The organism is Bacillus haimaensis (assembly GCF_048270625.1).
GTDB lineage: Bacteria > Bacillota > Bacilli > Bacillales > Bacillaceae_I > Sutcliffiella_A > Sutcliffiella_A haimaensis.
This window is the reverse complement of sequence record NZ_CP158164.1, coordinates 3,341,879-3,366,450: the sequence shown is the minus strand read 5'-3', so window position 1 is coordinate 3,366,450 and position 24,572 is coordinate 3,341,879. Positions and strand designations below refer to the sequence as shown.

Sequence of the window (24,572 nt, the reverse complement as noted above, 5' to 3'; positions counted from 1 at the left end):
TACGGAAAAGTTCTTACCTCAGTTTTTTGGATAGCGGATGGATCCCAATGCTTTGGACAAAAAGCGATAATAAAACGGCTGTAAATGTGAGGGAAATAATTAAGTCCGTATGCTGTGATTCCTTTGCCTGCAGACTTAATATCAAAAAGACAGACATGGAGCCTTTTAGCCCTGACCAGCTTAAAAGTATAGATTCCTTCCAGGTGATTTTATTCCGCCATGCAGGAAACAATTGGGTAGTTCCTGTAATGATAACAATCCTTACAACCAAAGAAGCAAGAAAAATAACAAAGGCGAGTCCTAAATTATTAAAGGATAGGTGGTGGGCAGCTACAATCCCGATCAGTAAGAATAACAGGGACAAGATCGATATCTCGATAACACCCCAAAAACCATCCAGTGACTCTCTGAAATGGTCTTCCTTTATCGACCGCTCAAACTCGAAGGAAAGCATGATACCGGCAAATACTGTCGCCAACACACCGGAAACACCTGCGAGCTCGGCTGCATTGAATACCCCATATGCAAGGATGATGCTCAGCATTACTTGGTACTCTTTATGATGGGTAATGTGTATAGCTTTACTGAATAACCATCCAACCGCTAACCCGAGAATAATTCCTCCAAGAGAGATAATAAAAAACTCACCTAAAAGCTTGCCGATGGAAAACTGGGTATTTTGAAGATACATCCCAGAAAGGACGGTGAAGATGACAATACTCGTTCCATCATTGATTAAAGACTCTCCTTCCACGATATCCGCCATCAACTTGTTTCCCGTAGACTGCTCCAAAATGGATACAACCGATACAGGGTCAGTTGGGGTAAGCATCGACGCGATCACTAGACATCCGATAAAGGATAAAGAAACAAATGGACTTGCCGCTGCATAAATGGCACCTCCTAAAAGAAGAATTGTCAATATGATCCCGATGGTGGCAAAAAAACCGATAATGCCGCCGTTCCGCTTTAATGCAGAAGGAGGGAAGCGGTATGCAGATATAAAGAGGAGAGCAGGTAAAAGAATGTGGTAAATCAAATCCTTCGTCACTTCGATGGAAGAGAAATAAGGAATGAAAGACAGAGCGATTCCCAGTAGCACCAATATTGGCGGGACAGGGAAATCCTCCTTCTTTTTATCGATGGAGAAAATAATATATCCGATAAATAACAAGATGATGATCGGTGTTGTTTGCATCCTTCCTGTCCTCCTTGTTGTAGAATGGATTAATTTTCATCGTTGGAACCGTTCATCGCTTTCATAAAGTAGGCGGTTGGCAATAACAAGCCGATACTTGCTTGTATAAGAGAGAAAAATCTAGCACTGCCAACCGGAACCACATCTCCATAGCCGACAGAAAGAATCGTGACTCCACTAAAATAAAGATAAGTAAAAAAATCACCTTTTCCCTGAGTACCAGTAGAGTTGGGTATTTTTAAAATCACTTCCTCAAATGATAATAGATAGTAAAGTACGGCAAAACCAAAGGTAATGCTGAGCAAGACAAAAAAGAGTTTATAGAAAAGCGCGGAATTGGCATAACTTTTCTTATACGTTTTATTAGTGAAAAAATAGTAAAGGTTGGCTAACAGAAATAAAATCGTCAGAAAGATAAGTATGATAGAAATAATGATGACCTCCTTTTTAATTCCGTTTCCCTTCTCATTACCGTTTATAACGGTAAACCTTTACTTTTTAAAAAGTGGAAGAAAAATAATTCAGATACCTGCTAGTGACAACCAACTTTCAATCCTATATAATGTAAGTATCTTACCTATAAAGGAGATTGTTTTATGGAAGGTGTAGTTCTTAACTAACGTAATTTGATACGTGCGTGTGGAAAAAACGCTGGTTCGGCTAAAGGTCGGGCTCTGTTTAAGTATGTTTTTTTTCTCGCGAAAAGGTTAAGAACACGGGTTTGCGCCTGCTCCATAAAATGTTAGTTGAGATGAGTGAATAGGTATTTTTCTGCCTGTCACCTTTCTTCTAATTAAACTACCATTCAAAACGCAAAGAACGAGTGTTGTTCTCTGCGTTTTTTTATATGCAAAAATAAGGTGAAGACTTTGTTCCATCTTTTCCTCGCACGTATCAGCTTTATCAAGCAGATTAAATCTTAGGAGGAAAAAACATTGAATCACACAACCAATCAAGCATTGCAATTCACAGATTTGAAAAAAGAGGCAGCATCCTATTGCATCTCAGAACTTGGGAAAGAGGCCATCACATCACTTGAGCCATCCACGCATAAGAAGAGGATAGATGCGTGGCTCCATGAAGTGACAGAAGCAAAAAAGATTCTTGAAATTAGCGCAAGCGTGCCGATCCACGGCCTCCATGGCATCGAATACATCTTGAAAAATCTTCATAAAGGTGTGCCCTGCCGTCCAGATCAGCTCATGGGGCTATACGAATTCCTGGAATGCATCGAGAAGCTAAGACGATTTATGAAGGATAAGGAATATGTGGCACCGACCATCACTTCCTATGTCTACTCGATTTCTGCTCTGGAGCATATTGCGGCTGAGATCATTCGCTGTATCCGTAACGGGAGAGTGGATGACTATGCAAGCAAGGAGCTTTTAAAGGTCCGCAAGCAGATCTCCACTTTGGAGGAGCGGATCAAGCAGCGTGTCGAACAGCTTGCCAAGTCGGCAAAATACAGTAAATATATGCAGGAAAACCTCGTCAGCATCCGGAATGGCAGATACGTCATCCCGGTGAAAAAGGAGTACAAAAACAACATCAAGGGAGCAGTGTTGGATATTTCCGCATCAGGCTCCACCGTCTATATCGAGCCTGAGGAGGTAAGCGTCATCCAGGACTCCATCAACCTGCTCAAGTTCCAGGAGGAGGCAGAGGAAGAAAAGATCCTTTTTGCCCTGACGGGACTCGTGGAGGAGCATGAACACGAAATTAAAATTGCGATGGATATGATGGTTAGCTACGACCTGATTTTTGCCAAGGCGAAGTATAGCATCGCGATCAACGGGATAGCGCCGCAAATGAATGAGCATCACCTGATTCGGTTGAAGGGGGCCAGCCATCCTTTATTAGGTAAGAGTGCCGTGCCATTAAACCTGGTAATCGGAGAGGATTTCGACGCGCTTGTCATTACTGGTCCGAATACGGGAGGCAAAACGGTGACCATCAAGACGGTCGGGCTTCTTACCATGATGGCGCAATGTGGCATGCATATCCCGGCAGAAGCAGGCAGTGAAATCGCCATCTTCCAAAAAATCCTCGTTGATATCGGGGACGGACAGAGCATTGAACAATCATTGAGCACATTCTCCTCACGAATTAAGAATATTATCGACATTCTCGCGGAAAGCACACCGCAGACATTGGTGCTGCTCGATGAACTTGGATCTGGAACCGATCCAGCGGAGGGGATGGGGCTTGCGACTTCGATTTTAGAAGAGCTCTTTAACAAAGGAACCACTATGCTTGCTACGACGCATTACAGCGAAATCAAGGAATTTGCCAATGCCCAGGAAGGCTTCATGAACGGCTCGATGGAATTTGATGTGGAAACGTTAAAGCCGACATATCGCCTGATTGTCGGTGAAGGCGGGGCCAGCCAGGCATTTGCCATCGCGCTTCGCCTCGGGATGCATCCAAAGCTGATTGAACGTGCCCATGAAATCACGTATAAGGAAAAGCATGATTATACGGCTGCAACAGATAAATCCCTGCATGAGCTTAACAGGCAGCTTGCGATGAACAAGAAATATATCCACAAGCAAAAGCATGCTGCTGTGGAAAAAGGTGCCCGGGAGATCGTCTTTAAAATGGGGGACAACGTGAAGATTCCTTCGATCGGCGAGTTCGGGATTGTCTATAAGCCGGCAGATGAACGCGGAAATGTAGTGGTGCAGGTAAAAGGAGAGATGAGGACCTTCAATCACAAGCGCCTGACCCTCTACATCAAGGCGGAAGAGCTTTACGAGGAAGGCTATGACTATGATATCATCTTTGAATCCAAGGAAAACCGCAAGCTGCGCAGCCAGATGAATAAGCGGCATATTGATGAGGTGATTATCGAGGACAACGAGAAGTAATGTCGCTTGCTAGAGTAGCTGTGTAGTTTGTGAAAATTGTAAACCCCTCGTTAACGACTGTATGAGTTGTGTTAATTTTTTGAAAATTAACTTCTGTCTGCCCGATTTTTTTGTATGATAGTCCTGTAGTACAAATCATGCAAGCAATCCAAGGAGGCAATCTAAAGATGAAAAAAGGATTAATCGCTTTATTATCTTCCCTTATGCTATTAGGACTTGCAACCGGCTGCAACAACGATGAAATGAACAACAATAACGACGGAACTGAAACAAATTCAGAGGAATCAAACGAAGAATAAGAAAAGAAAGGCCGCTGATCTCGAATCGGCGGCCTTTTATATGGGCTTTGAGTGCTGAAAAAACGGTTATGCACAAAAATTCCGATTTGTGCACAATTTACAAACTGTTATGCACAAAAAATAGAATATGCGCTTAAATTTTTTTAAATGCGCTCAAAAATACTCCACTTATGCACAAATCGCACCATTCGACAAAATTCCTCAAGAAGTCCGGGACAAAAACCCCACTAACCAACCCTTTGAAAAATCCCAATCTTTTAGACATAAGCTACCATTAATCTGGTAAAATGTAGAAAGATATATACTAGGGGGAGCAACAATGGAATTTAACTTAAACATTAATTTATATGGATTGGAAACGATTTTCGTTCTCTTCGGCTGGGGAATTGTATTCTTTTTCTTTTATCGGATCTACAAAAAGCAGGAAAAGGAAGTGCGTCCGAAGCTATGGAAAGGGATATTGGCTATTATCATCGGATTAATTGCTTTTACTTTTCCGCTGACATTTTTTCAACCGCCGATTTCCATCGCCGTCCTACCGCTTGGTGTGTTAATACTATACGCTCTTAGAAAGGGTAAATGGGAAACCTACCGGAAATATGCGTGGCTTGGGTTTGGGGCAAACTATATTCTATTGGCCACCACTTTGGCGGGGGTTTTGTTTCATGGAATAATCTACCCGAAGGATCAGGCATCTACATTCATCAGGGAGGCGGAAAATGCGAGCCTCCATGTCATCCATCCCTCCGCTCAAAAGAAGATTCTAAACAATGAAGCCTTTGAACAAGCATTAGGGAATATGAAGAAAAGTAAGATTGATACTCAAAGATTGTATAATTCCATTGTATTGGAAGAAGAGAAAGTAGAGAGGTTTCCGTACATACTGGCAGGAACAAAATCTCAGTTTGGCAGCGGTCTTGCCACCCAGATTTTCGTCGAGAGTGATGGCAAAGGGGTGCTGGTCACAACGGATAACCAAAGGCAGTACTATTTTCGATCTGAGCAATCCTTTCTGAAGATCGAAGGGGGCGGGACAGATGAATAAAAAAGTAGTACTTCTTATCGGGCTTCTTCTAGCGGGAGCGGTGATCCTTGTGGCTGTCTTCTACCTGCAAACGCCGAAAGCTTTTCTTACGGAAGAAGAAATCATGGATGAGCTTTACCTCACAAATTCAACTGCAAGGGTGAAGGAGATTCAGGATATCGTTCCTCTTGATGATAAGAGCATGTTTGTGCCATTCATCCTCGAAGGTGACCGCTATGCTTCGAGCATCTGGATGTGGCTTGGCGGCAAGTGGGAAAATGTTTCGGTGACCACTTCCTCGGGACCGATTTCATGGACGAGTAAGGATGGGACGAAAACCTTTTTTACTTGGAATGTCGATCCCGATGACAAGATAGAATATTTTCAGTTCTATCTATTATCGGATAGGTACTTCCAGGTGACCAATGTGAATGCAAATGATAGGATTGAAATATACTTGCCGAAAATCCAGATGGGGCATCGTGTACCAGTTGATGCAACATCATACGGCGCCGTCCCGATCCCTGAGGAATGGGCAGGAATCATCCAATCTTTTAATAAGGTAAATGACTTTCATGGATGGTTTATGGATTATCAATCTCATCAAACATATCTCGCCTGGCAGGCATTCAACAAGATGGACAAAGAGATTCGCTTGGAAAAAACATATGGGGAGGGAGGCGGTGGGTATTCTACTGGAAGCTACACCGAGCCCCTACGTTTTATTAATGAAGGCGACCTAGAATAATATTCTGGCACTTTTCCTAAATCTAGGAGAAGTGCTTTTTATTGATCTGAATAGGTTCATTGTCAAAAAGCGCATTAAACCAGTGTTTTTGATAACAAGATTCGACAATATTCGCATTGAATTCTACCTATTTTCCTGTTATTCATACTTTTTTTAGGGTATTGGAATGTAAACGGTTTAATAAGTTACAGTTATGATGTAATATAGTACGTATATAGTTATTATTCTGATATATTAGCTAGCAGTTACAGGCAATAATAATGGAGGCATGTCTGATGAGTAATCAAGACCGTGCGCATATTTGGGAGCGCTTCTACGGGCCGAATATGGGCTATATTTATGAAGAGTATGACAAGTATCAGGAGGATCCGGAATCAGTAGACGATACGATTCGGAAATTGTTCGATGATATGGGTCCACCGCCGGAAATGGAGTATGGAGTGCAGACGGAGACGTCTTCGTCCTCAAAGAAAGATGTACCTAGTCAAGCTCCACAATCGGCGATTAAAAAAGTCATTGCTGCAACAAAGCTTTTAAGGAATATTCGTACATTAGGCCATCTGGCTGCAAATATAAGCCCGATCCAATTTGAGGAGAAGCATCCTGCAGGATTTCTGGATGTGGAAACTTATGGATTGAGCAAGGAAGACCTTTTACAGATTCCGGCTGATCTTGTCTGGGAGGATGCACCTGACGCGATTTCAAATGGTTGGGAAGCATATGAACACCTGAAACGAATCTATACAAGTACCATCGCTTACGAATTTGGTCATATCCATGATGAAGAGGAACAGAACTGGCTGAACAGCTACATCGAGAAGTCCCGCATCCATCAACCGATGTCCAAAGAGGAGCGCATTGAATTGTTCGAGCGTTTGATGCATGTGGACGGATTCGAGAAGTTTTTGCACAAAACTTTTGTCGGTCAGAAACGCTTTTCTATTGAAGGTTTGGATATGCTGGTACCGATGCTCGACAAGCTGGTACAATCCGGCTGTGAGGAAGGTACGAAAAATATCAGCATCGGAATGGCGCATCGTGGCCGTCTGAACGTTCTCGCTCATGTACTTGGAAAACCGTATGAGCTTATTTTCTCTGAATTCCACCATTCGCCGAACAAGGAGCTTGTTCCTTCAGAGGGTTCCCGTGGAATCAACTTCGGCTGGTCCGGGGATGTAAAGTACCATCTTGGTGCAGACCGCAACATTAAAGGCGATAAGGAAAATGTGATCAGCATCCATCTTGCGCACAATCCAAGTCACCTGGAATTTGTCGATCCTGTTGTACAAGGTGCTGCGCGTGCCTTACAGGAAGACCGCAGTGAAAAGGGCTATCCATCGCTGGATGAACAATCTGCTTTCAGCGTATTGATTCATGGAGATGCGGCTTTCCCTGGAGAAGGGGTAGTTGCGGAAACCTTGAACCTGATGAAGCTGAGAGGCTATGCGACAGGCGGAGCAATCCATATCATTGCAAACAACCTGCTAGGATTCACAACGAACTATCAGGATTCCCGTTCGACCAAATATGCAAGTGATCTGGCAAAAGGATACGAGATCCCGGTTATTCACGTCAATGCGGATGATCCGGAAAGCTGCTTGGCTGTGATGTATTTTGCCTACCAGTACCGCAAAAAGTTCAATAAGGATATTGTGATCGATCTAGTAGGATACCGCCGTTTCGGACATAACGAAATGGATGATCCGAACGTGACACAGCCGTACCTTTATGAAAAGATTAATAATCATCCGACCATTGCAGAAAAGTACGCACAGGAACTGGTTTCCCGCGGTATTTTGACTGAAGAGGACACGACTAACAAAAAGTCCGAGATGATGAAAAAGTTCCAGGAGACTTTTGATAAATTAAAAGAAAAAGAAAATAAAGAAGAAGTCACCAAATATGTGCCGGTCAAGATCGTCGAACATGTACCGGAAATGGAGACTGCAGTTTCTGTTGACCTCCTTCGTTCCATTAATGAAAACCTTGCCAAATGGCCTTCCCACTTTAAGGTATATCCGAAATTGGGACGTATCCTCAAAAAGAGGGAGAGTCTGTTGAGCGAGGAAGGAAAAGTGGATTGGTCGCTTGGAGAAACGCTTGCCTTTGCTTCCATCCTGGCAGACGGCACACCGATCCGCTTGACGGGCCAGGATAGTGAGCGTGGAACATTTGCCCACCGCCATCTTGTTTTACATGACCACCAGACGGCAGAACGATATGTGCCTTTGCACAATATCCCGGAGGCGAAAGCTTCGTTCTCCATCTACAACAGCCCGTTGTCTGAAACTGCGGTACTTGGCTTCGATTACGGATATAGTGTGCAATCACCAGAATCCCTTGTCATCTGGGAAGCTCAGTTCGGGGACTTCGTGAACGTAGCACAGGTTATCATTGACCAGTTCATTGCTGCAGGCCGAGCGAAATGGGGCCAAAAATCAAGCCTTGTAATGCTACTGCCTCATGGCTATGAAGGTCAAGGGCCGGAGCACTCGAGCGGTCGAGTGGAGCGATTCCTGAATTCAGCTGCAGAGAACAACTGGATTGTCGCAAACGTAACGAGTGCTGCCCAGTATTTCCATCTATTAAGAAGACAGGCGCTTCTCACAAAAACGGAGGATGCACGTCCATTGATTGTGATGACGCCGAAAAGCTTGCTGCGTAATTCCATGACAGTTTCCAACAGCTCCGAATTGAGCGAAGGCTCATTCAAGCTTCTTGTAGAGCAGGAAGGAACAGGGCTGGAAAAGTCTAAGGTTACACGTCTTGTTCTATGTACTGGAAAGGTGTCCATCGACCTAGCAAGCAAACTGTCTGAGTTGTCTGGAGAAGATGTCGAAAACCTTCATATAGTGAGAGTGGAGCAGCTGTATCCATTCCCGAAAAAGGAAGTAGAAGAGCTTGTTGCCCAGTATCCGAACCTGAAGGAAATCGTATGGGTACAGGAAGAGCCGAAAAACATGGGCGCATGGCCTGTGGTAAAGGCGCCATTGCATGAGATCGCTTCAAGTGGCCTGGCTGTTGAATACATTGGACGTCCAAAACGTTCCAGTCCTTCAACCGGGGAGCCACATATTCATAAACAAGAGCAAGCTGGAATTGTACAAGCGGCATTAAATGTTAGCAAAGGGCATGGAGGGGAATTCATATGATCGAAGTTAAAGTACCTGAATTAGCGGAATCCATTACAGAAGGAACAATTGCAGAGTGGACAAAAAGTGTGGGCGAGTCCATTGAAAAGGGTGAGACGATCGCTGAGCTTGAAACGGACAAAGTAAACGTTGAAATAAAGAGTGAGCACACTGGCGTCATCAAGGAATTTCTTTTTGAGCCGGGTGACAACGTAGAAGTTGGCCAGGTCATCGCAGTACTTGGTGAAGCTGGCGAGAAAGGAGGATCTGCTCCGACTGAAGAACCAGTAGCAGCTCCAGTAGCAGCAGCCCCGAAAGAGGAGAAAGTGGAAGAGCCGAAGCAGGAAGTACCAGCTGCCAAAGCTCCGGAAGCGGAGAAGAAATCTGTGGCAACCCGTACTGCTGTCGCATCTCCTGCAGCTCGCAAAAAAGCACGTGAGCTAGGAATCGACCTGAACGAAGTGAGCTACCGTGATCCGATGGGCCGCGTGCGCGTAGAGGATGTCGAAGCGCATCAGGCTTCCGCTGAAAGGAAAAAGAGCGAGCCAGCACCTGCAGCTCCTTCTAAACCAGCGGCAGCACCGAAAGCTGTAGTACAGGATGACCGTATCGAGCGTGTGAAAATGTCCCGTCGCCGTCAAACGATTGCGAAGCGCTTAGTGGAAGCACAGCACACTGCTGCGATGCTTACTACCTTCAATGAAGTGGATATGACGGCCGTCATGGACGTACGTAACCGCCGCAAGGATGCTTTCTTCAAAAAGAATGGCGTAAAGCTTGGATTCATGTCCTTCTTTACCAAAGCGGTAATCGGAGCGCTGAAGTCCTTCCCATTATTGAATGCGGAAATCCAAGGTGACGAAATCCTGATGAAGAAATTCTATGATATCGGTGTGGCAGTTTCCACCGAGGAAGGTCTCGTTGTTCCAGTTGTCCGTGATGCAGACAAACTCAGCTTTGCCGGGATCGAGAAAGAAATCGGTGAGCTAGGTAAAAAAGCGCGTGACAACCAATTGGCACTGAAAGACCTTCAAGGAGGAACGTTCACCATCACAAATGGAGGAATCTTTGGTTCCCTGTATTCCACTCCCATCCTGAACACACCTCAGGTTGGTATCCTTGGCATGCACACCATCCAACGCCGTCCTGTAGTAGTGGACGACAAGGACACAGTGGAAGTAAGACCGATGATGTACATTGCCCTTTCCTATGACCACCGCATCGTCGACGGTAAGGATGCTGTACAGTTCCTTGTAAAAGTGAAGCAATTGCTAGAAGATCCGGAAGATTTGTTGTTGGAAGGCTGATCTAGTGATATTTGATGAGAGCCGCTGTCCCGAGATGGGATAGCGGTTTTTTCAGTGGATTAGACCGCTGTCTATGGATATCGGTGGAACAGAAACTGGTTGAATTTGGTGTACGGGCGAAAAGTAGGTGAGACCGGGCGGAAAGCTCCCCGAATCGGGCGCAAATCTCACTTTGTGGGCGTAAATCAGAAAAATCGGGCGAAAATCCAAAAAATCGTGCCTAACAGCAAACCCATACTTATCCGAATGATATCCTTTTCGTGAAGTGCCGCAAAATCTAGATGTTTTTTTGCAAAAAAATACCTCTTAAAAGAAAATTGTCACAATACTACCAATTTACCGACAAAATAAGTATAATCAATAGTAGAATAGAGACACATACAATCAAGGGGGAACTAAAGAGATGAAGAAATTAGTAGTGTTATCGATGACTGCGATTCTGGCAGCGTCCATGATGGCTTGTTCAAATGATAATAGTGCGACAGATACAAAAAAGGAACCTGCACAGCAGACGGAAAGTCCGAAGAGTCCGAGCAAACAGACAGATCCGGATTGGATTACACCTGTCGGGGAAACCATCTCCACTGAAGGTGGGGACTTTACCTTCCATACGAGAAACGATCAGGTGGAACCGGTGGAGGCTGGAGCCCTGACCCTCGATTTTGACCAGGTTGCAGGAATCAGCGGCGTGCTTTCCCCGGAATTTGCAGAGCATGTTGGACAAGATAAACTTGAATACATTCAAGTGGATATCCAAGTGACGAATACTTCTACAGATCCTATTAATTTTGATGCATATCAGGCTACATTGATTACAAGTACCGGAGAAGAGATCGCAGCTCCGAACCCGAAATTGGGAGAGCTTCCAGAGGGGAACTTTGCAGGCGAAGAAAAGAAGCAGGCTTCTGTTTTCTATGTTTTGGAAAAGTCGAAAGCTGAAGATGTCGAGTGGGTTCGGCTTGTAATGAAAGCTCCAACCAACGAAAGCAATGAAAAAATCGGGGAAGACCTTGATATCAAGGTAGAACTGAAGGGTTAATAGATAGTTAAGTATAAAACCTTGAGAGTACGTCCCCTCAAGGTTTTTGTTTTTCGTCTTTTTCGATAGGAAGCCCCATCTCTATTTTTTTCATTTCCAGTTCCAATCTTAAATATTCCAGCTCTACTTTCTTTTCCTGCAGTTCATAGCTTTTCTTTTTATCATAGCCGTAGTAGATCAGTGATAATGCAACAATCACAGTAATATAGAACCATAAATCCATACTAGAGCACCTCCTGTACCACTCTATACGTATGAGGTAACATATAGTTTCGCTCTTTTCTACTATTTTGATAAAGCAGTCTATTAGCATGAAACATATTACGATAACCGTGGTATAGTAAAGATGATAGATACATAGAAGGGAATGAATCGGATGATAAGAGTTGCCTTGCTAAGTAAATGGCATGTGCATGCAGCGGAATATGCAGAGCATGCAAAGGGAAATGAGCATGTGGAAATCACGCATGTTTGGGATGAGAAGGAAGAGAGAGGCAGAGAATGGGCAGATGAGCTTGGTGTTGAGTTTGTCCAGGATATCGAGTCCATTTTTAACAATCCTGACATTGATGCAGTCATTGTCGATACCCCTACTTCCATGCATCGGGATGTTATTATTAGAGCAGCAGAGAGCGGGAAGCATATTTTTACGGAAAAAGTGCTGGCAATCACCGTTGAAGATGCAGAGGCTATATTGGAAGTGGTGGAAAAGAATGGCGTGAAGCTGATGGTTTCCTTGCCACGTTTAACGGCTGACTATTATCTCTATGCGCAGCGAGTAGTGGATGAAGGCTTACTTGGCAAGCTGACGACCATCCGATGCAGGGTGGCGCACAATGGGGCGGTACCATATGAAAATAGTCCACATGGCTGGCTGCCGAAGCATTTTTATAACATGGAAGAATGCGGAGGCGGAGCATTTATCGATTTGGGTGCCCATCCGATCTATTTGACGAACCGTCTCGGAGGTCAGGCTTCTGCCGTAACTGCAAGGCTACAGCAGACACTGGGGTACGATGTGGATGACAATGCAGTGGCCATTGTGGAATATGTATCAGGTGCCATGGGCATTCTTGAAACGGGCTTTGTTGCAAATGGAAGTCCATTCCAATTGCAGCTGTATGGTACTGAGGGTACGGTCCTAATTGAAGACGGAAAAATTCGTATTTTCAGCAACCTGATGGAAGAAGGCTGGCATGAAGTGAAAGACCTGCCTGCTCCACTGATCATGCCTATGGACCAGTGGGTTGAGGAAATCCGCACAGGAGAGACACCCAGCATCACACACCAGGACGGATTCAACCTTACCCTCATCAACCACGCGGCAAGACTTTCCCATGATCAGGGAAGAAGAGTGGAAATCAAAGAATTGGTTTAATAATGTGAAAAACCACCGGATGGGGTCTGGCCCCTTTGGTGGTTTTTGTTTTTATTCTTCTTCTTCGCCGTCTTCTTTGTTGAACCAGAGCGGATCCATCTGGTCGACGTCGCCGTTATAATTGATAAGGATTTCTTCTCCCGCTTTGATATCCTTGTATGCGTAGAAGTCAAAAGTGTGCTCGTCGAAGTTGATTTCGTATCTCGCATTCGGTTCATACGAGTGGTTAAATAGCATTCCGTATCCAAGAAGAATGGCAGAGTGGTTCACTCCGTATTCAAAAGCGTAGTCCGCAAGAGTCGTCTTTTCGATATGCTGATGTTCTTCATTCAAGTAGGATATAACTGGTGCTGCGTGGAACATGACGCCTTCTTTTATATCCTGGGTTGCAAAAACCCCTCTATTAAATTCCCCATCGCTAATTGGGGATTTTTTTACTTCGATCATAGTTATCACCTTCGCCATTCATTTATAGTAAAATAGTCAACCTATTAAGGGTGCCATTATTTAGCAAAGAAAGCAACAAGTTAAGTTCTTCCAGATGTTATTATACCTCAAAATGGACCATAACATTTATCACTCTAAAACCGGGACTGAATTTTTATGAATAGGTATAATGGAGAAAATGGAGTGCGGAGGGGAAGAAACGTGAATAAAACAACAGCGGCAATCGGTTGCTTTTTTATCATGATAGCAGCCTTTCTATATGCAGCAAAACACATCACAACAGCAATCATGATATCCAATATCAACAGTGCCAAAACCAATTACTTCGATGGCGTTTACGAATCCATCTCTACAGGCATCACCTATTGGACAGGGGGCGCGATGTTTTTAGGTCTGGTATTTCTATTCGGAAGCGTTTCAGGAAGGCTGATGCAAAAGATGAAGGCGTAGTTTTTATTACAGGAAATCGACTGTTTCTGTCGAATGAATTCATATACGAAATATTAAGGGGATGGCTTAGATGAACAGAATCAATCTTATCGCCCTGGGAGTAAAAGATATTGCAGCATCACTCAAATTTTACCGAGAGATCGGCTTTGAAGCTTCCGTAAGAGGACCCGAGGAGGCGCCAGTCATCGTGTTTTTCAAAAATCAGGGGACGAAGCTGGAGCTTTACCCTTTGGAGCTGTTGGCCAAGGATATCAATAAGGAAGATCCACCCGCACTTTCAACAGGCGGCTTCCCTGGCATCACGCTCGCCTATAATGCCAAGAGCAAAGAAGAAGTGGACGGGATTTTCCACAGGGTTAAAGAGGTTGGGGCAGAGATTCCAAAAGAACCAACGAAAACGGATTGGGGAGGCTATAGTGGCTACTTCCGGGACCCAGACGGCTATTATTGGGAAGTGGCCTATGGCGTAGACTGGAAGTTTGACGAGAACGATATGCTGATTATAGAGGATTGAATGTATGTAGGAGAAAACGGCCAGGAATTAAATCCTGTGCCGTTTTCCATTCAGATAGGTTAGGGGATTTTTAATTATGGAGATGGTTAGTAATTTGATATTGTTTACATTCAAGCTAAACACCCGGTCCACTTTCCTGTGCATTTTTTGATGAAACATTTTCAACTGATAAAAAATTCATCCATAAATTAGGACGGAATGATATAATTAGCTGAAGGTGACTATAAACAGAGAAGTTTTTTTCTTAATCTTTTACATAGGAAATTTTACGTTGACGGAGTGATTACATGCAGATGCGCACGCGCTTTATTAAAGGCATTCCCAACATGTTCACGCTTGGGAATTTATTTTGTGGATTTTTATCGATAGGTTTTGCGGCGAACGCCCAGTACAGCAACGCTGCCATTCTTATATTGATCGGGATGATGCTCGACAGCATGGATGGAAGGCTTGCCCGCATGCTTAAAGCAGACAGCAATCTAGGAAAAGAACTGGATTCGCTTGCGGATGTAGTGACATTCGGTGTGGCGCCATCCTTTTTGGTGTATTATACATATTTCTATCAGTTCGGCTTACTTGGACTTGCGATTGCTGGACTATTCCCGTTATTTGGGGCATACCGCTTGGCACGTTTCAATGTGAGTCCTCCTAATTCTTCCGGAAAATATTTTACGGGAGTCCCAATAACAGCGGCTGGTGGTATCATGGCCCTGCTAACCCTGTTCGGAAACTATATTCCGCAGATCGTGACAACCGTCATCTTCACAGCTCTATGCTTTTTGATGGTCAGCCGCCTGAAGATTCCCAGCTTCAAGGAAGTGCCGTTACCGAAGTACGGAACCATCGTCACCGTGTTCCTTGGTTGCTTGCTGTTTATCATCTACCAAGGTACCTATCAGCAATATCCATATCTGATCTATATCGCGATTCCCTTATATATTGCCTACCTTGCGTACCGTTTTGTAAAAGGGAAGAATAAGAAGGAAATCGATTGAGCAAAAGAGAGTCTGGCCCGATAATTGTCGGTACCAGATTTTTTTGCATCAAAGATTATGTTTATTACTTTTGCCTACCGTGGAGCCCAAGTGAATCTACTAGGTAGAAAGGGAATCGAAGCAACATAGCGCCGGAATGATACCTTCACTCTGCTCAAAATCAATTAGTGAGGGAATCAAAACACCGGAATGATACCTTCACTCTGCTCAAAATCAGTTAGTGAGGGAATCAAAACACCGGAATGATACCTTCACTCAGTCTAAGAATAAGTAGTTAAGATACCAACAACAGCCCAGTTAGGAGAATCCTACTAAAAAAGAAAATCCGCAAACTCATCACTTACCTCTAATAAGACCATTCCGTTTAAACCACAGGTAGTATGTATTTCTTAAACTGCAAATAAAAACCCCTTGTACTTTACGTTAACGTCAATGATAATATGTAAATAAATCTAAATATTCTAACAAAAGAGGGTTTCATAAAATGTTCACGATCACCCAACTGGCAAAAGAATTTCAGGTGTCGACCCGTACCATCCGCTATTATGAAGAGCTAGGACTTATCAAGCCGGATAGAACGGATGGAAACCAACGTGTGTTCTCGAAACGGGAGCACGCCAGGCTCAGACTGATCATCCGGGGAAAGCGGTTCGGCTTTCAGCTTGAGGAGATCAAGGAGATGGTGGTGCTGTTCGACGAGGACCGTACAGGGGAAAAGCAGCTCGAGAAAACGATTGAGTATGGAACGAAAAAAGTGATAGAAGTGGAGAATCGCATCCGTGAACTGACCGAACTGAAGGAGGAAATGCAGCGTTTGCTGAAGAGTTTTAACAAAAAAATCGACAAGGGGCGATGAGGAAGATGGGAAAAGAGCGTAATTTTTTCACGGAGGATAAACATTTACAGGAGGTGCTTCAAAAATATCTGGAGCCTTCCTTTTATCAATGGGCAAAAGAGGAACTGACGGAGTTCGGGGAGAGCTGTGCCGGTGAGATTGACGAAAGAGCGGTGCATACCGACCGGGAAGGGCAACCAAAACTCATCAAGTACAACCGGATGGGAGAGGACATTTCAGAAGTCTGGGTCAATGACGGATACAAAAAAACAGTCGAAGAAACGTACAATAGGGGCATTGTCGGCTTTGTCCATAAAGAGATTCCGGAGCTTGGTAAGCAGGGGAACTATCTGTATTCCTATGCACAGGGCTACCTGTTATCCCAATCGGAACCGGGTTTCTATTGTCCGGTGACATTAACGATGGCAACCGCCTATATGCTTGAGCATTATGCGGACGAGGAAGTGAAGGGGAGATTCCTGCCACATGTCATTTCAACAGGGGAAGTGGATCTTTATGAAGGAGCGACCTTCCTTACCGAGCGGCAGGGTGGCTCCGATGTGGGGGCAAACGAAACGAAGGCTGTCCTTCAGGAGGAAGGTCATTATCGCCTCCATGGCGAAAAATACTTTGCATCCAACGCCGGCCAGTGTGGTGTAGCCATGGTGCTTGCAAGAATGGAAGGGGCACCGTTAGGAACGAAGGGACTTAGCCTGTTTGCTGTTCCTTGGAGGCGGGAGGATGGATCATTGAATGGAATCCAGATTCGCAGGCTTAAGGACAAACTGGGCGTCAGGGCCGTTCCATCGGCTGAAGTGGTGTTTGAAGGTGCAGAAGCGTATTTGGTCGGGGAACCATCCAAGGGCATCTACTATATGATGGAGGCGTTGAATTTATCGCGCGTATGTAATGCAGTAGCTTCCATAGGCATCATGAGAAGGGCTTATGTGGAAGCAAGGGAGTATGCAGGAAACCGACACACCTTTGGAAATCACTTGATCAATTTTCCGATGATCCGGGAGTCACTTGTACAGATGGCCGTAAAATTGGAGGTCGAAACAAGCGCACTTTTCGAGTTGATTGCCTTGTTTGACCGGGTCATGAGGAAGGTCGGCACTGTTTCGGAAAAGGATGTGGCATTGAATAGGCTGCTCATTGCCCTGTTGAAAAAGGAGACAGCAGAGCAGGCAGTCCATTATTCTCATGAAGTGATTGAGATGCACGGCGGAAATGGGTTCATCGAGGACTTTGTCACTCCAAGGCTGCTTAGAGATGCACAGGTATTGACGGTATGGGAGGGGACGGCTAATATCCTGGGCTTAGAGGTGTTGCGTTTGATGAAAAAGTATCACGTACACCGGCTTTTCGTGGAGGAAATGCGCACAAGGCTGACCAGCATCGTAAATGTCTCAGAAGACCTGATGGAGCCTGTGGAGTCCGCGATTTCCACCCTGATGGAGCTCTGTGATTATGTAGCAAGCTGCAGCAATGATCTGCAAACCTTCCATTCCAAAAAAATTGCCAATCTGATGGTGAAGATTTTCGAAAGTGTTGTAGCGTTGGAAGGTGCAGCTTCAGGTGACCCACGCGAGATAGCCAAAGCGGAGATTTTTCTTGCGCAGACTTGGAATAGAGTTACATGGATTGACCGTGACAACAAAGCACTGAAGTATTTTGACTCGATTGTAAAATGGGAGAAGAAAGGACTGGAGGTTTAATCATTTTTGCAAGCTTCCACTCTATGAAATTATTACTTATCACACAAAAGACGAGAAAAACCTTCCATCATTTGGGAAGGTTTTTCTCGTATAGATTGATTTAAGCCGCCTTATTAGGTGCTTTTGCATGGTTTGCATTACGGTGAATCAATATCTGTCTTACATACCAGCCAAGAACTACTGCTGTTAGTGAGAAACCGATGATCACAGAAAGCCCATAGCTCAAATGCAATCCCTCTGGGGCGTAGAAAATATAGGTGCAAACGACTCCGGTCATGAACATCGCAGGCACCCCGCAGATCCAGTGGAGCTTCTGGTTTTTCAACAGATACATCGTTCCAGTCCAAAGCATCACGGTCGCCACCACCTGGTTGGTCCAGCCGACATAGCGCCAGAGGAAGGTGTAGTCGATGGTTGCCAGGAACAGGGCTGGAGCAGCAACTGACAAAGTCACAATCAGGACCTTCACTTTACCATCCATGTTAAAAAACTTGGATAAGCCTTCGGTCAGAATCATACGGGATGATCTTAAGGCTGTATCCCCGGTGGTGATAGGAAGGATGATGACACCAAGAATGGCCAGGATCCCACCAAGTGTTCCAAGCAGGGAAACGGAAATCTCGTTGACTACATAGGATGGACCGCCTTGTGCAAGTGCTTCCTGCAAGCCGCCGGTTCCGTTGAAAAATGTCATTCCGGCTGCCGCCCAAACAAGGGCAATGACGCCTTCAATGACCATCGCACCGTAGAAGATTTTACGTCCATGGGATTCCCTTTTCATGGTACACGCCACAATCGGACTTTGTGTACAATGGAAGCCGGAAATTGCACCGCAGGAGATAGTAACCATCAACAATGGCCAGATCGGAAGCTCCTGAGGATGCATATTGGCAAGAGTCAGGTTCGGAATAGGGTTGTCCTGAAAAAGAAGGGAAATACCGATTGCCACCGCCATGAAGAGCAGAATACCTCCAAGCAATGGGTAAATCTTTCCGATGATGCGGTTGATCGGCAAGAGTGTCGCCAATAAAAAATAGGCGAAAATAATCAATAATGCCACGGTAAAACTGAGTGGTGTCAGCTGTGCTATCAACTGTGCCGGTCCAGCTGTAAAGGCAGCTGCAACAAGCACGCTCAGCACAAGAGAAACAACGGTTATCAACGATTTTACTGTATTCCCCAAATAACGGCCCACAATGGAAGGATATTGAGCCCCGCCATGTCTCATGGACAGCATACCGGAGAAATAATCGTGAACAGCTCCTGCAAAAATCGTACCGATGACAATCCAGATGAAGGCGACAGGGCCATAAAGCGCGCCCATAACCGCACCGTAGATCGGACCAAGACCAGCGATGTTCAAAAGCTGAATCAGGTTGCCCCGCCACCAGTTCATCGGGACAAAATCGAAATTGTCACGCTTTGTATAGGCAGGGGTCCGATTGTTGTCATCTATCACAAAAACCCGTTCTACAAATTTGGAATATACGGCATAGCCTGCAATCAATAAAATTAGTGCTCCAAAAAAAGTAATCATTCTGTTCGCCTCCTGTTGTCGAATGTTTTAGAATTATGAAACATTTTAACATGATTAAGCGTGAAAACAACAGATTTTTCTGAAAAATATAATTTTTAGTAGGATATTTCGGAAAATACTTCCTGGGATAAATGGAGGATTAAGGAGTGTTCATTGCTTTGGGATACGTTTTCATCTACAATTAAGGTTGTTATTTGAACTGCAAGCAAATTAATAAAAGAATGATTTGAGAGTGATATAGTTTGAAGGAACTTTCTTTATTTAAGGATAAATCTAATATATATCTAATGATTATGTCATTGTTTGGAATAGGTATTTTTATTGTACATATAAAATTTACCTCAGAGATCATATTTTTGGATTTCCCTCTATTTTTGCTGTTAGTTGGAGCACTTCTATTACTCCTTCATTTTACAATTGTCCTTCCACCAAAAGGAAATTCCCTTTGTATGGATTCTTCCATCTACCTTGCTTCCCTATTCATATTTGGGCTGGAAACTACACTATGGTTATTATTTTTCAGTAGTTTTCTCTACTTGGTATTTGAACGGAAAATATTAATGCGGAGACATGTGTTCAATTTCGCCATTTACGTATTAATGATAACTGGAGCAAATTATGTTTTTCTATTATCCGGAGGGGAATCTGGGGTGTTCAATCTCCACTACCTCCTTTCATATGTATTGTCACTGGTTGCCTATTACTCCATTAACCTACTAGTAATAAGTAGTTTCTTTTCCCTATATTTATCTGAAAAACTGGCTGGGGTTATTATCTCAATTGGAAAAGAGTCGATCCTGAACTATCTAATTTCTCTTGTGATGGCTTTTTTATTGGCAATCCTATTAGGAGGATATCCTGTTTTCGGAATAATTTTATACACCATTATCATTGTGTTATTGTCTATAGCATTTAAAAAATATTTTCATCTCTACGAAAAAATGACCAAAGACAAAATCTATCAAGAACAGATCCTCAACTCGCTTCCCGTTGGAATCATTACGGTGGACAATGACTCTACCAATTTTTCACTGAATACGGCTGCGTCTACCATATTGGAAATGGATGGGGAAGAAGTGAAAGGAATGGTCAGCGTGAAGGAAGGGAATCCGATTAATGCTTCATTCTGGAGTATTCTTGCTTCCCAAAAGATCTGCCAAAATATAAAAGTTCCTTATGTGAAAGAGGGCAGGGACCATTATCTCCTAGTCTCTCAATCCGAACTGCTTGACCAGGAGAGAGCCCTGATCGGACGAATCTTTCATTTTATAGATATTACCTCTACTGCCGAACTCGAGAAGCGGATCTATCAATCGGAAAAGCTTGCCGTCCTCGGGGAGCTTGCGGCAGGGGCGGCACATGAAATCCGGAATCCGCTCACGGTGATTCACGGCTTTGTATCACTGATGAAGCAATCCTTCACCGAAAAAGATAAAAATAAGTATCAAATCCCTCTTCTCCTTAAGGAATTTGACCGGATTAACACAATCGTGGAGGAAATGCTGATGATAGCAAAGCCTGGTGCACCTGTGTTAAAGTGCGTATTTTTAGAGGATGTAGTAAAAGAGATTCCTTATATTTCAGTAGTTCAAGAGGGGATATCCTTAAAAGTAGAATTGGAAAGGGTACCGCTCATGGTGGACGCGAAGCAGATGAAGCAGGTATTCCACAATCTGATTCGCAATGCCAAAGAGGCAATGGAGGGTGAAGGGACGATCACCATTTATTCCAAGCAGCTCGAAAATGTCTACCAGATATTTGTGAAGGATACGGGTTCAGGCATATCCGAAAAGATGAAGCAAACGATCTTTGATCCGTTTGTCACCTCGAAAGATACAGGAACGGGGCTGGGACTGACCATTGTCCAGCGCATCATTGAGAACCATCATGGTAAAATAGAGGTGCAGGAAAGCTCCGCGGCAGGGACGACTTTTCTTATCACGCTGCCGCTGCCATCCAACTAATGTACGATAAAAAGGAATGATAGCTATGTATTTATCCATAAAAGAAACAGCTGAATATTTATCCTGCTCTACCTCGTATGTGGAAAGCCTGATTCAGCAAAATAAGATCCGTGCAATATTCGATGGCGAGAATTACTTGATTAATAAGGAACAGTTCGCCACACATTTAAAGCAGATGGAAAAGTATAAGGAGCTTGTAGAAGAGCTTCGCAATGAGCCGGTTCCGGAGGATATTGATATTAAGGATGAGGATTGAAAAAAGCGCCATTTTCGGCGCTTTTTCCTGTTATGAAGATTATTCCCCTTTTTTATATAGCAACGGATTGATCGGAGTTTGTGCCTGGTCGCCAGGTTTCAGCCCAGGCAGCCACGCTTGCAGGTCCCCGCGTCTTGCATTGCTGTCAGGTTCGGCTACACGTGTCCCGTCTGCGTAGTAGATGACCGTCATGACTTTTCGCATGATATTAGTTGGATTGCCGGGTGCGTTGTGGAGCGTCCAGCCTGCATGGAACGTTGCATCACCTGCAGCCATCGCCCCGTAGGTGACCGTCTCGAGCCCTTTGCCCTTTACGTATTGCTCCAGGGTGCGATGAGATTCATCGGATATGACCACCTTGCTGATATATCCCTCTTTATGCGATTCGGAGGCGAATGTCATCGAGCCGACCTCCTCGCTGATCGGAACGAGTGGGATCCACATGGTGATAGTCTTATCCGTATCAAGCGGCCAGTAGATCTGGTCCTGATGCCAAGGGGTATGGCCGCCATGAGGCTCTTTGTATAGTGCCTGGTCGTGATAGATCCGGACAGCATTCACTCCCATCAACTCCGCTGCAATCTTGGCAAAACGCTTCGCTAAAACAAATCGCGCGATTGCCTCGCTCCGCTCCCAAAGGCGCCCTATCTGGATGAAGGCCTTCCCATAAGTATCCCTTTCCTCGACAGGCTTATCGTGATAATTCAATTCTCTGACCCAATGGCTGATGATAGGTTCATAGATATCCATTTCATCCGGCGTTGCCACATTCCGCAGCAGGATGTGTCCTTTTTCCTGATAGCTTTCAATTTGTTCCTTTGTCAGGTCATAGCTTTCCTCCAGGGATGGCAATGTGCTCAAGTCGATATTCTCTTTTACTGTCATTATCCTGCACCTCTTTTTATAGTTTGGTAGCTTAACTATAAATCCAAAACCGCAGGCTGGCTTTGTCAAAGATTCCTTCAAAGTTGTCAAAACTTACTGTTAATTAAGGTATAATAATAGGAGAATGAAAGGTAGTCGGGGGTGAGGTCCATACAGCATTTATCGGAGCTTGTTGAAGTAAGGCCGATTGTCCCTTTTATCAGGGAAAGCGACTACGCCGTTCGAAAGCCCTGGCACGCCCCAAACAGAAGGCTTCTTGATTATTTGCTGATCTACATACAGGAGGGGCAATGCCGCTTTCAGGTGGATGGAAAAGAGTATATGTTTCAAGGTGGGGAGTTTTGTCTAATCCAACCGGGGAGCCTTGTAGAGCTTGAAGGGGTGACGTCCACGATTACCCCGTTTGCCCATCTGGATTTCTTTTATCATCCTGAACGGACAAAAAGCTTCCCGACCAAGCCTGGGCAGCTAGATCTCGCTGGATATCTGCATCTTTTACAGCCCAGATTGAACGATCTGCATGGAATCCATGTACCGGTGAGGCTTCAGTTGAAAAACCCCGGCAGGTTTCGGGACTACCTAATGCAGATGGTGGAGGCCTGGCAGAACAGGGACCCGATTCAGCAGCTAAAAGCACAGCATCTTGCTACCGAGCTTTTGCTGATCATTTTGGACGAGCATCATTCCGCGTCCAACCTGGAATCGGCCTCATCAAAACCGCTGAGCTGGTTTCCATCGTATCTTTCCAATCATCTGTCCGAACGCTTGACGCTCCATAAGATGGCCAAAAGGGCAAACCTTTCCATATCAAGATTCAGCACCCTTTTCAAGCAGCAATTCGGAAGCTCTCCGCATCAATATTTACTGGAGATGAGGATCAATCATGCTCAGGAGCTTCTGGAGAAAACGGATTTGACGCTGGAGCAGATTGCTTCATATTGCGGCTTTGCAAATATTCACCATTTTTCCAAGGCGTATAAAAAGAAAATGGGAATGTCGCCAGGTCAGTTGAGAAAAAGAGGCGGGGTTTACCTCATAAATGATCAGGAGGAGAAAAATGAGTAAAACATTTAATATCATGACGTTTAACCTGCGAGTTGATGTTCAGACAGACCCTTTTGTCTGGGAGGATCGAAAGAACTGGATTGTACAGACGATAGAGAATTACCAGCCGGATTGCATTGGGACACAAGAGGCGAATATCCCGATGCTGGCTTGGCTCGAGGACATGCTGCAGGAAAGCTATGAGGCGTATGGGGTCAACCGCACGACATCGACTGAAGTAGGGGAATTCAGTGCGGTTTTTGTGAAAAAGTCAACATTCACCATTGGCAGAAAGGGTTCCTTCATGCTTTCGGAAACACCTGAAGTGATCGGGAGCATGGGCTGGGATGCGCACTGTGCCAGAATCTGTTCGTGGGTGGAGCTGATTCCTCAAGGTGAAGCCGCACCTGTACTGAGATTCTTCAACACACATCTTGATCATATGGGGCAGCAGGCAAGAAAAGAAGGGCTGAAGCTGATCATGGACGTGATCAAGGAGATGGACTTCGAAAACGCGTTGCCTGTTCTTTTGACAGGGGATTTCAATGATGCACCGGACAGTGAAGCATTGCAGGCGGTAGCGTCGATGCAAAGCTGCTATGCCGAATTTACGGACGAGGAGCTGAGAAACAGCCTGACCTTCCATGCCTATCAAGGTGGGACTACTGGCACTCCGATTGACTATATTTTTGCGGATAATGGGGCAGAGCTTTCTTCGACGACCATTATCAGGGACAGTATAGATGGGGGATTTCCTTCCGATCACTATCCTGTAATGGCTTCTGTAAAAGTGGAAAGATAATAAGTGTAAATTGGTAAGCTGCGGGCAGTGTTCGACTCGCAGCTTTTTTTCATGTTCGGCGCTTCCCAACTTCTTTATTTTGAGGCAAGGGGATATAATGAAAGTATTGATTGGATGTGGAGATGCCGTTTGTT

23 protein-coding genes are annotated in these 24,572 nt (G+C 44.6%); 17 read left to right on the top strand and 6 right to left on the bottom strand.

From position 1 onward, the window contains the following. Positions 1-13: 13 nt before the first annotated feature. Positions 14-1,198 (bottom strand): cation:proton antiporter, encoded by a 1,185-nt coding sequence (locus ABN702_RS17120; protein WP_417897969.1) that lies wholly within the window; start codon positions 1,196-1,198, stop codon positions 14-16. Positions 1,199-1,227: 29 nt separating this feature from the next. Further along, positions 1,228-1,503 carry an ion channel gene (locus ABN702_RS17115; protein ID WP_417897968.1) on the bottom strand — a complete coding sequence of 92 codons (276 nt, stop codon included), beginning with the start codon at positions 1,501-1,503 and terminating at the stop codon, positions 1,228-1,230. Between the two features lie 630 nt (positions 1,504-2,133). Between ABN702_RS17115 and ABN702_RS17110 the strand changes: the two genes are divergently transcribed. From ABN702_RS17110 to ABN702_RS17080, 7 genes are all read left to right on the top strand, one after another. Continuing rightward, positions 2,134-4,065 carry an endonuclease MutS2 gene (locus ABN702_RS17110; RefSeq protein WP_417897967.1) on the top strand — a complete coding sequence of 644 codons (1,932 nt, stop codon included), beginning with the start codon at positions 2,134-2,136 and terminating at the stop codon, positions 4,063-4,065. A 167-nt stretch (positions 4,066-4,232) separates the two neighbouring features. Continuing rightward, positions 4,233-4,364, top strand: a complete 132-nt coding sequence (locus tag ABN702_RS17105; protein ID WP_417897966.1) for a hypothetical protein — start codon at positions 4,233-4,235, stop codon at positions 4,362-4,364. Between the two features lie 319 nt (positions 4,365-4,683). Beyond that, positions 4,684-5,409, top strand: a complete 726-nt coding sequence (locus tag ABN702_RS17100; protein ID WP_417897965.1) for a hypothetical protein — start codon at positions 4,684-4,686, stop codon at positions 5,407-5,409. Then, positions 5,402-6,136 carry a hypothetical protein gene (locus ABN702_RS17095; RefSeq protein ID WP_417897964.1) on the top strand — a complete coding sequence of 245 codons (735 nt, stop codon included), beginning with the start codon at positions 5,402-5,404 and terminating at the stop codon, positions 6,134-6,136. The genes ABN702_RS17100 and ABN702_RS17095 overlap by 8 nt, the downstream gene beginning before the upstream one ends. Positions 6,137-6,411: 275 nt before the next feature. Beyond that, on the top strand, positions 6,412-9,288 hold the full coding sequence (locus tag ABN702_RS17090; RefSeq protein ID WP_417897963.1) for a 2-oxoglutarate dehydrogenase E1 component: 2,877 nt from the start codon (positions 6,412-6,414) through the stop codon (positions 9,286-9,288). Continuing rightward, on the top strand, positions 9,285-10,574 hold the full coding sequence (gene odhB, locus ABN702_RS17085; protein WP_417897962.1) for a 2-oxoglutarate dehydrogenase complex dihydrolipoyllysine-residue succinyltransferase: 1,290 nt from the start codon (positions 9,285-9,287) through the stop codon (positions 10,572-10,574). The genes ABN702_RS17090 and odhB overlap by 4 nt, the downstream gene beginning before the upstream one ends. Before the next feature lie 403 nt (positions 10,575-10,977). Then, positions 10,978-11,613 (top strand): hypothetical protein, encoded by a 636-nt coding sequence (locus tag ABN702_RS17080; RefSeq protein ID WP_417897961.1) that lies wholly within the window; start codon positions 10,978-10,980, stop codon positions 11,611-11,613. Between the two features lie 37 nt (positions 11,614-11,650). Here the strand turns inward: ABN702_RS17080 and ABN702_RS17075 are convergent, their stop codons facing one another. Beyond that, positions 11,651-11,836, bottom strand: coding sequence for a hypothetical protein (locus ABN702_RS17075; protein WP_417897960.1), 186 nt, complete (start codon positions 11,834-11,836; stop codon positions 11,651-11,653). 153 nt (positions 11,837-11,989) lie between these two features. Here ABN702_RS17075 and ABN702_RS17070 point away from each other — a divergent pair, with 153 nt between their 5' ends. Next, complete coding sequence (locus ABN702_RS17070; RefSeq protein ID WP_417897959.1) at positions 11,990-12,991, top strand: Gfo/Idh/MocA family protein; 1,002 nt, start codon at positions 11,990-11,992, stop codon at positions 12,989-12,991. A gap of 51 nt (positions 12,992-13,042) precedes the next feature. Here ABN702_RS17070 and ABN702_RS17065 read toward each other — a convergent pair whose 3' ends face one another. Continuing rightward, positions 13,043-13,438, bottom strand: a complete 396-nt coding sequence (locus ABN702_RS17065; protein ID WP_204415145.1) for an SET domain-containing protein — start codon at positions 13,436-13,438, stop codon at positions 13,043-13,045. 201 nt (positions 13,439-13,639) lie between these two features. Here ABN702_RS17065 and ABN702_RS17060 point away from each other — a divergent pair, with 201 nt between their 5' ends. The 5 genes from ABN702_RS17060 to ABN702_RS17040 all read left to right on the top strand — a co-directional run bounded on the left by ABN702_RS17060 (position 13,640) and on the right by ABN702_RS17040 (position 17,950). Beyond that, complete coding sequence (locus ABN702_RS17060) at positions 13,640-13,888, top strand: hypothetical protein (RefSeq protein WP_417897958.1); 249 nt, start codon at positions 13,640-13,642, stop codon at positions 13,886-13,888. A 70-nt stretch (positions 13,889-13,958) separates the two neighbouring features. Then, a complete protein-coding gene (locus tag ABN702_RS17055) occupies positions 13,959-14,402 on the top strand; it encodes a VOC family protein (protein WP_417897957.1) in 444 nt (147 codons plus the stop codon). A gap of 287 nt (positions 14,403-14,689) precedes the next feature. After that, the gene (gene pssA / locus ABN702_RS17050; RefSeq protein ID WP_417897956.1) at positions 14,690-15,397 is read left to right on the top strand and encodes a CDP-diacylglycerol--serine O-phosphatidyltransferase; all 708 of its coding nucleotides are present in this window, start codon (positions 14,690-14,692) and stop codon (positions 15,395-15,397) included. Between the two features lie 484 nt (positions 15,398-15,881). Further along, positions 15,882-16,253 carry a MerR family transcriptional regulator gene (locus tag ABN702_RS17045; RefSeq protein ID WP_417897955.1) on the top strand — a complete coding sequence of 124 codons (372 nt, stop codon included), beginning with the start codon at positions 15,882-15,884 and terminating at the stop codon, positions 16,251-16,253. A gap of 5 nt (positions 16,254-16,258) precedes the next feature. Further along, complete coding sequence (locus tag ABN702_RS17040; protein ID WP_417897954.1) at positions 16,259-17,950, top strand: acyl-CoA dehydrogenase family protein; 1,692 nt, start codon at positions 16,259-16,261, stop codon at positions 17,948-17,950. A gap of 100 nt (positions 17,951-18,050) precedes the next feature. On the opposite strand, the gene ABN702_RS17035 is transcribed toward ABN702_RS17040, so the two are convergent. Beyond that, entirely contained in the window at positions 18,051-19,487 is a 1,437-nt protein-coding gene (locus ABN702_RS17035) for a carbon starvation protein A (RefSeq protein ID WP_417897953.1), read from the bottom strand. Positions 19,488-20,137: 650 nt separating this feature from the next. On the opposite strand from ABN702_RS17035, the gene ABN702_RS17030 reads away from it, so the two are divergent. Together ABN702_RS17030 and ABN702_RS17025 are read left to right on the top strand one after the other, a co-directional pair. Next, on the top strand, positions 20,138-21,451 hold the full coding sequence (locus ABN702_RS17030; protein ID WP_417897952.1) for a two-component system sensor histidine kinase NtrB: 1,314 nt from the start codon (positions 20,138-20,140) through the stop codon (positions 21,449-21,451). Between the two features lie 25 nt (positions 21,452-21,476). Further along, entirely contained in the window at positions 21,477-21,707 is a 231-nt protein-coding gene (locus ABN702_RS17025; RefSeq protein WP_417897951.1) for an excisionase family DNA-binding protein, read from the top strand. 39 nt (positions 21,708-21,746) lie between these two features. Here ABN702_RS17025 and ABN702_RS17020 read toward each other — a convergent pair whose 3' ends face one another. Beyond that, on the bottom strand, positions 21,747-22,592 hold the full coding sequence (locus ABN702_RS17020) for a phytanoyl-CoA dioxygenase family protein (RefSeq protein ID WP_417897950.1): 846 nt from the start codon (positions 22,590-22,592) through the stop codon (positions 21,747-21,749). Between the two features lie 141 nt (positions 22,593-22,733). Between ABN702_RS17020 and ABN702_RS17015 the strand changes: the two genes are divergently transcribed. Together ABN702_RS17015 and ABN702_RS17010 are read left to right on the top strand one after the other, a co-directional pair. Beyond that, positions 22,734-23,657, top strand: coding sequence for a helix-turn-helix domain-containing protein (locus tag ABN702_RS17015; RefSeq protein WP_417897949.1), 924 nt, complete (start codon positions 22,734-22,736; stop codon positions 23,655-23,657). Continuing rightward, positions 23,650-24,438 carry an endonuclease/exonuclease/phosphatase family protein gene (locus ABN702_RS17010; protein ID WP_417897948.1) on the top strand — a complete coding sequence of 263 codons (789 nt, stop codon included), beginning with the start codon at positions 23,650-23,652 and terminating at the stop codon, positions 24,436-24,438. Before ABN702_RS17015 ends, ABN702_RS17010 begins: the two co-directional genes overlap by 8 nt. Positions 24,439-24,572: the final 134 nt, after the last annotated feature.